Below are 5,787 nucleotides of genomic sequence, written 5' to 3'. Positions count from 1 at the left end.
CGCGGCCCAGCCTGACGCAACGTTGATGTTGTGGTTATGGGTCCCGGCTCGCGCTTCGCTTGGCCGGGACGACGACAACTTAGTGGCAGGCCCTCACGCGTTCTTCAGCGCGACGCGGAATTCGGCTTCGGTCTTGGACTTCACCTCGTCCAACGTGACGCCGTCGGCGAGCTCGATCAGCGCCATGCCGTCCTGGCCGTGCTTGTCGATGGTGAACACGGCGAGATCCGTTACCACCAGGTCGACCACGCGCTCGCCGGTCAGCGGCAGGTTGCATTTCTTCAGGAGTTTCGGACCATCCTTGGCGGAATGCTCCATCACCACCACGACACGCTTGACGCCGGCGACGAGATCCATCGCGCCGCCCATCCCCTTGACCATCTTGCCGGGGATCATCCAGTTGGCGATGTCGCCCTTCTCGGAGACCTGCATCGCGCCGAGGATGGCCGCGTCGACCTTGCCGCCGCGGATCATCCCGAAGGATGTCGCGGAGTCGAAGAACGAGGAGCCGTTGCGCAGCGTCACGGTCTCCTTGCCGGCGTTGATGAGGTCCGGGTCCTCGTCACCGTCGTACGGGTAGGCGCCGACGCCGAGGATGCCGTTCTCGGACTGGAGGACGATCTCGACGTCGTCGGGCACGTAGTTGGGCACGAGCGTCGGCAGGCCGATCCCGAGGTTGACGTAGGCGCCGTCGGACAGCTCCGCGGCCGCTCGGGCGGCCATCTCCTCACGGGTCAGTGCCATCTCAGGCCTCCTGCTTCTCGGTCTGGGCGGCGTCGGTGCGCGGCCGCACGGTGCGCCGCTCGATGCGCTTCTCGGCGGCCTGCTCCGGGGTGAGCGGCAGCACTCGGTGCACGAAGATGCCCGGCAGATGCACCTCGTCCGGGTTCAGCTCGCCCGGCTCGACGAGCTCCTCCACCTCGGCCACCGTGACCTTGCCCGACATCGCGCACAGCGGGTTGAAGTTGCGCGCCGACTGGTTGAACACGAGGTTGCCGTGCCGATCGCCCTTTGCCGCCCGGACCAGACCGAAGTCGGCCCGGATGGCCTGCTCGAGGACGAACGTCTTCCTCTCCCCGTCGACCTCGAAGTCCTGGGTCTGCTTGGCCGGGGAGGCGACCGCGACGTTGCCGTCCGCGTCGTACCGCCACGGCAGGCCACCCTCGGCGACCTGGGTGCCCGACCCGGTGATCGTGAAGAACGCCGGGATCCCGACACCCCCGGCGCGCAGCCGCTCGGCCAGCGTGCCCTGCGGGGTCAGCTCGACCTCGAGCTCGCCATGGAGGTACTGCCGCTCGAACTCCTTGTTCTCCCCGACGTACGAGGCGACCATCCGCCGGATCCGCTTGTCGCGGAGCAGGATCCCCAGACCCCAGTCATCGACGCCGCAGTTGTTCGAGATCGCCTCGAGGTCGCTGATGCCGGCGTCGTGGATCGCCGCGATGAGCACGCTCGGGATGCCGCAGAGGCCGAAGCCACCGACCGCGAGCGACATGCCGTCGCTGATCCCGGCGATGGCCTCCTGTGGAGTGGAGACGACTTTGTCCATGGATCGGACTCTATAGGGCGACCAGGTGTCCGAGGGCGTGGGGTGCCCCCACTTCATACCCCATGCCTTGGTGGGTCACCACGTGACGGAGGCCACACGCACGTCGACCCACGATGCCGTATGCCGCTGGGCTCGCTCCCACGGTCACCTGCCCTCGGGAGCCGGCTCAGCGGCATACGCGCTCGACGTGCCGGGCACATTCGGTCACGAATTACGGTGGTGTAGTTAGCAGTCCCGGCTTGTTATCCCTGTGACTCCAGTGAGTAAATGGTGCAGTTGAACACTTGCGGGAACAGGAGGCAGGGTCATGACTGCTTTCGCCACCGTGCGGGCCGGCGCCGTCCCGGCGAGTCGCGCTGTCGCGACGATCTCGACCGCGACGAGCTACACCCCGTACAAGGACGTCGTGCTCGCCGTGGGGTCGCGCGGAGCGGCGGTGCGGACCCTGCAGCGGGCACTCGGCGGCGTCGCGGTCGACGGCGTCTTCGGGTCGGTGACGCGGGACAGGGTCATCGGGATGCAGCGTTCGCTCGCGCTCGAGGCGACCGGAGTGGTCACGGCGGACCTGTGGGACGTGCTCGAGGCGCGCGACTTCCCGTTCGTGGGGCAGCGCACGACGGTGCTCCGGCACGGCGACAGCGGCCCTCGGGTCGCGGCCGTCCAGCGCGTGCTCGGCGTCCGGGTCACGGGCTTCTTCGACGAACGGACCCGCGCGGCCGTGAAGGAGGCCCAGGCCAGAGCAGGCCTGGCGAGCACCGGTGTCGTCGCGTCCCGCACGTGGTCGCTCCTCGACCGCCTCTCGGCCTAGCGCTCAGCGGGCGAGAAGGGGAAGGGTGACGCCTTCGCTCTCGAGCCTTCGGGCGAGAGCCTCGGGGTCCACGCTGGCCGAGCCGCGCATCGCGACGACCGAACCGTCGGAGGCCCACGCGCTCAGGCAGCCCTCGATGAGCCGGGGGAGCGTGTCGTCAACGGCGACCCGCGGTGCGGCGCCCCAGTCGTCCCGCAGCCTCACCAGGTCCGCGTAGGTCGTGTCCACGCCGTCTGAGCTCAACGCGAGATCCCCGCTCTCGGGGTCGGACATCGGGGAGAACTGGTCGCCGTGGGTGGACAGCTCCTTCGCCTCGTCGACGGCACCGCCGGCGTCGGCGGCATCCGGATGCGCTCGCGCGAGAGCCGGCAGGGAGACCAGCACCGCATCGCCGCCGTGGGCAGCCGCGGCCGCTGGGTCGGTCGTCAGGAGGACGTCGGAGTCGGACGCGGCCGTCCCGAGGACGACCGTCGCACCGACGGACCAGGTGGCCAGCGCCCAGTAGACCGCACGCCAGTGCGCGGGCACCTCGAGCCCGACTGTCGTCCCCGGCCCGGCGGCGCAGTCGTCCTGCAGCAGGTTCGCGGCCTTGGCGACCCAGTTCGTCAGCACCCGGGCGCTGAGCTCGATCCGCTCGCCGTTCGTCGGACCCGGGGCGTCGTCGTACCAGGTGAGCCGTGGGCGCCCCGAGTCGCTCTGGACGAGACGGGCGAGCACCTCGGCCGGAAAGACCGCGCCGGTCATCGGCGACTCACTTCCCGTCCTGCCCCGGAGTCGTCCCGGGCGGCGCCTCGGTCAGCGGCTCGTCGTCCCGGAGGGCATTGAAGAGCGCGAGGGCGCGTTTGCTGTCCCACTTGACGGCCACTCCGGCGTTGTTCGTGCGGTAGGCCATGTCGGCGATCGGGACGGTCAGGGACAGCCCCTCGTCGCTGCTCACGGCGCGCATCGCCTGGAGGATGCGGTAGGCGTCGAAGATCGACGTCTCCTCGCCCACCGCGACGCCGCCGGCCGCCGCGTCGACCACGTTCTTGTAGCGCCAGGGCAGCAGCACGGTGGACGGCGTGGCGGACTGCTTCATCAGGGCACCGAGGAACTGCCGCTGCCGGTTGGCGCGGCCGATGTCCCCGAGCGGGTCCTCGTAGCGGGACCGCACGTAGCCCAAGGCGTTCTTGCCGTCGAGCACCTGGCAGCCCTTCTTGAGGTCGATGCCCGCCTTGACGTCCTGCATGTCGCGCGGGACGCACAGGTTGACGCCGCCCAGTGCGTCGACCATGCCGGCGAATCCGCCGAGCCCGATCTCGAGGTAGCCGTTGATGTGCAGGCCGGTGACCTGCTCGACCGTCTCGGTGAGCAGCTTGGGCCCGCCAAACGCGAACGCGGCGTTGATCTTGTTGCTGCCGTGGCCGGGGATCGGGACGTAGGAGTCGCGGGGGATCGAGATGAGGACCGGCTTGCCGCCGCTCTCGGACACGTGGACGAGCATGATCGTGTCGGTGCGGTTGCCCCCCGCGTTGCCGGTCGTCAGCTCCCGGCGCTGCTCGGGGGTGAGCCCCTCCCGGCTGTCGGAGCCGACGAGCAGGTAGTTGTGCCCAGCCGTGTCCGGTGGCCGCTCGCCTGCAGGGACGTTGTCGACCCGAGTAATGGTCGCCCATGCCCACACCGGCACGAGGATGAGGAACGCCAGCCAGCTGATGACGAGGAGCCCCGCAATGAGCAGGGCCAGCCGTCCCTTGCGCCGAGGTTTGCGAGGTGCGGTGGGCGGCGCGCCGGTCTGGCGTGTCGGGCCCGCAGGCCCGGGCCGCGGCTGTCCTGACGCCTGCCGCTGGCGCCTCCCCGCGTCGCGGGTGTCGACGGTGTACGCGTCGTGCTCCTGTGCGCGCTGGCTGCGCTCGTCGCCCGCTCGTGCCGGAGCGGGCCGACGGTTCCGGGTGTCCACGACGTAGGCGTCGTCGTCCGAGGCGCCCGCGCCCGATCGGCGACGGGTCGAGTCAGTCGGCATTGGTGCCCTTCGGGTCGGAAGCGGGCGCGTGCGCCGCTGAGGGGAAGACGTCGCTGACGCGCGGCGCCTCGTCGAGAGCGATGCGTCGGGCGAGTCGGGTGTAGCGGAGCTCCATCTGCCGGAATCGTTTGAAGGTCGTCACGACGAATCCGAAGAACGCGACCACGAGACCATAGAGGATGAGGTCGGCACCGCGGCCGACCCCGAGGAACGCGGCGAGCCTCGTCCAGGTCTTGCTCGGGTCGATGATCGAGTAGATCGCGAGAGCGGCGAGAGCGAGCAGCCCGAGGCGCCGCACCGCCTGGGATCGCTGACCCGAACCCGCCAGCAGCCGCCACGCGACGGCCATCGTGGCCGCGATGAGAAGGATCTGGATGACACTCTGTCGGCTCATCGCCAGATCAGCTCCGCAAGGATGTTCACCGCATTCCACAGCGACTGGCCCTTGGACCGGCTGTAGTCGGTGTAGAGAATGTGCACGGGTGCCTCCGCATAGGTGACTGGCCTGCCGTCGAACCGCATCGAGCCGATCTGCGCGACGATCTCGGAGGCATGGGCCATGCGGTTCTGCGTGATGTCGATCCGGGCGACGACGTCGCGCTCGAGCACGCGCAGCCCGTTGTGCGCATCGGTGAGTCGCGTGCCCGTCGTGAGGTTGGTGTAGCCGACCGCCATCCGCAGGACCAGCTTCTTCAGGCTCGATGCCTGCGTCCGATCATCGAGGAAGCGGGAGCCGAAGACCACTCGGACGTCTCCCTGCCTGATGCGCGCCAGCATTGCCTCGACGTCGGCGAGCTGGTGCTGGCCGTCCGCGTCGTACGTGACGCAGTAGCGCATGTCGCGATCGGTCAGGGCGTAGTCGAAGCCGGTCTGGAGTGCCGCGCCCTGCCCGAGGTTGGCGGGGTGTCGCACGACGACGGCGCCTGCCTCCTCGGCGCGTCGCGCCGACTCATCACTTGACCCGTCGTCGACGCACACGACCTTGGGGAAGCGGGTGCGTGCAGCGCGAACGACGTCGCCGATGACCTTCGCCTCGTTGTAGAGCGGCACCACGAGCCACACGTCGTTCGCTTGCATCACCACAAGAGTAAAGCCGAGTCGACCGTGACCTGTCCCCGCACCACGCTGGCGTATGCCGCCGAGCTCACTACCGGACGAAACCGCGGGCCTGCGCGGGGCGGGCTTCCCGGGTTCCGCTGCCACTACCACGGTGGACACGCGCAGGCCACTTCCTGGGTGCGTTGCTCGTCCGGCTCGTGGCCCAGCTCCTCGATGAGGCGAGCCAGCTGGTCACGCGAGAGAACGAGCACGGTCGAGGAACCTCGAGCGAGGACGTCGCGCTCCTCCCCGACGAGCACGGGAAGGACCGGCGAACGAAGCGCCTCTTCGAGGTCGCGTGCGGCCAGGGCGAGGGCGTCGGCCTGTTTGCGC

General features: G+C 69.5%; 8 protein-coding genes. 1 reads left to right on the top strand and 7 read right to left on the bottom strand.

The genetic code is table 11. The annotated features are described in order from the left end of the window. Positions 1 to 93 precede the first annotated feature (93 nt). On the bottom strand, positions 94 to 744 hold the full coding sequence (locus ABF401_RS11920; protein WP_353509783.1) for a 3-oxoacid CoA-transferase subunit B: 651 nt from the start codon (positions 742 to 744) through the stop codon (positions 94 to 96). Position 745: 1 nt separating this feature from the next. Beyond that, the gene (locus ABF401_RS11915) at positions 746 to 1,549 is read right to left on the bottom strand and encodes a CoA transferase subunit A (RefSeq protein WP_353509782.1); all 804 of its coding nucleotides are present in this window, start codon (positions 1,547 to 1,549) and stop codon (positions 746 to 748) included. Positions 1,550 to 1,856: 307 nt separating this feature from the next. Here ABF401_RS11915 and ABF401_RS11910 point away from each other — a divergent pair, with 307 nt between their 5' ends. Continuing rightward, a complete protein-coding gene (locus ABF401_RS11910; protein WP_353509781.1) occupies positions 1,857 to 2,357 on the top strand; it encodes a peptidoglycan-binding domain-containing protein in 501 nt (166 codons plus the stop codon). 3 nt (positions 2,358 to 2,360) lie between these two features. Here ABF401_RS11910 and ABF401_RS11905 read toward each other — a convergent pair whose 3' ends face one another. The 5 genes from ABF401_RS11905 to ABF401_RS11885 all read right to left on the bottom strand — a co-directional run. Then, positions 2,361 to 3,101 carry a TIGR03089 family protein gene (locus tag ABF401_RS11905; protein ID WP_353509780.1) on the bottom strand — a complete coding sequence of 247 codons (741 nt, stop codon included), beginning with the start codon at positions 3,099 to 3,101 and terminating at the stop codon, positions 2,361 to 2,363. A gap of 7 nt (positions 3,102 to 3,108) precedes the next feature. Next, positions 3,109 to 4,356, bottom strand: a complete 1,248-nt coding sequence (locus ABF401_RS11900) for an LCP family protein (RefSeq protein WP_353509779.1) — start codon at positions 4,354 to 4,356, stop codon at positions 3,109 to 3,111. Continuing rightward, complete coding sequence (locus ABF401_RS11895) at positions 4,346 to 4,750, bottom strand: DUF2304 domain-containing protein (RefSeq protein WP_353509778.1); 405 nt, start codon at positions 4,748 to 4,750, stop codon at positions 4,346 to 4,348. The genes ABF401_RS11900 and ABF401_RS11895 overlap by 11 nt, the downstream gene beginning before the upstream one ends. Next, a complete protein-coding gene (locus tag ABF401_RS11890; RefSeq protein WP_353509777.1) occupies positions 4,747 to 5,433 on the bottom strand; it encodes a glycosyltransferase family 2 protein in 687 nt (228 codons plus the stop codon). The genes ABF401_RS11895 and ABF401_RS11890 overlap by 4 nt, the downstream gene beginning before the upstream one ends. 125 nt (positions 5,434 to 5,558) lie before the next feature. After that, a partial coding sequence (locus tag ABF401_RS11885; RefSeq protein WP_353509776.1) for a hypothetical protein occupies positions 5,559 to 5,787 on the bottom strand: 229 nt, incomplete at its 5' end.

The organism is Intrasporangium sp. (genome assembly GCF_040414665.1).
Taxonomy (GTDB): domain Bacteria; phylum Actinomycetota; class Actinomycetes; order Actinomycetales; family Dermatophilaceae; genus Intrasporangium.
Note: the sequence above shows the minus strand (reverse complement) of the source record. Positions and strands in the feature narration are given on the sequence as shown.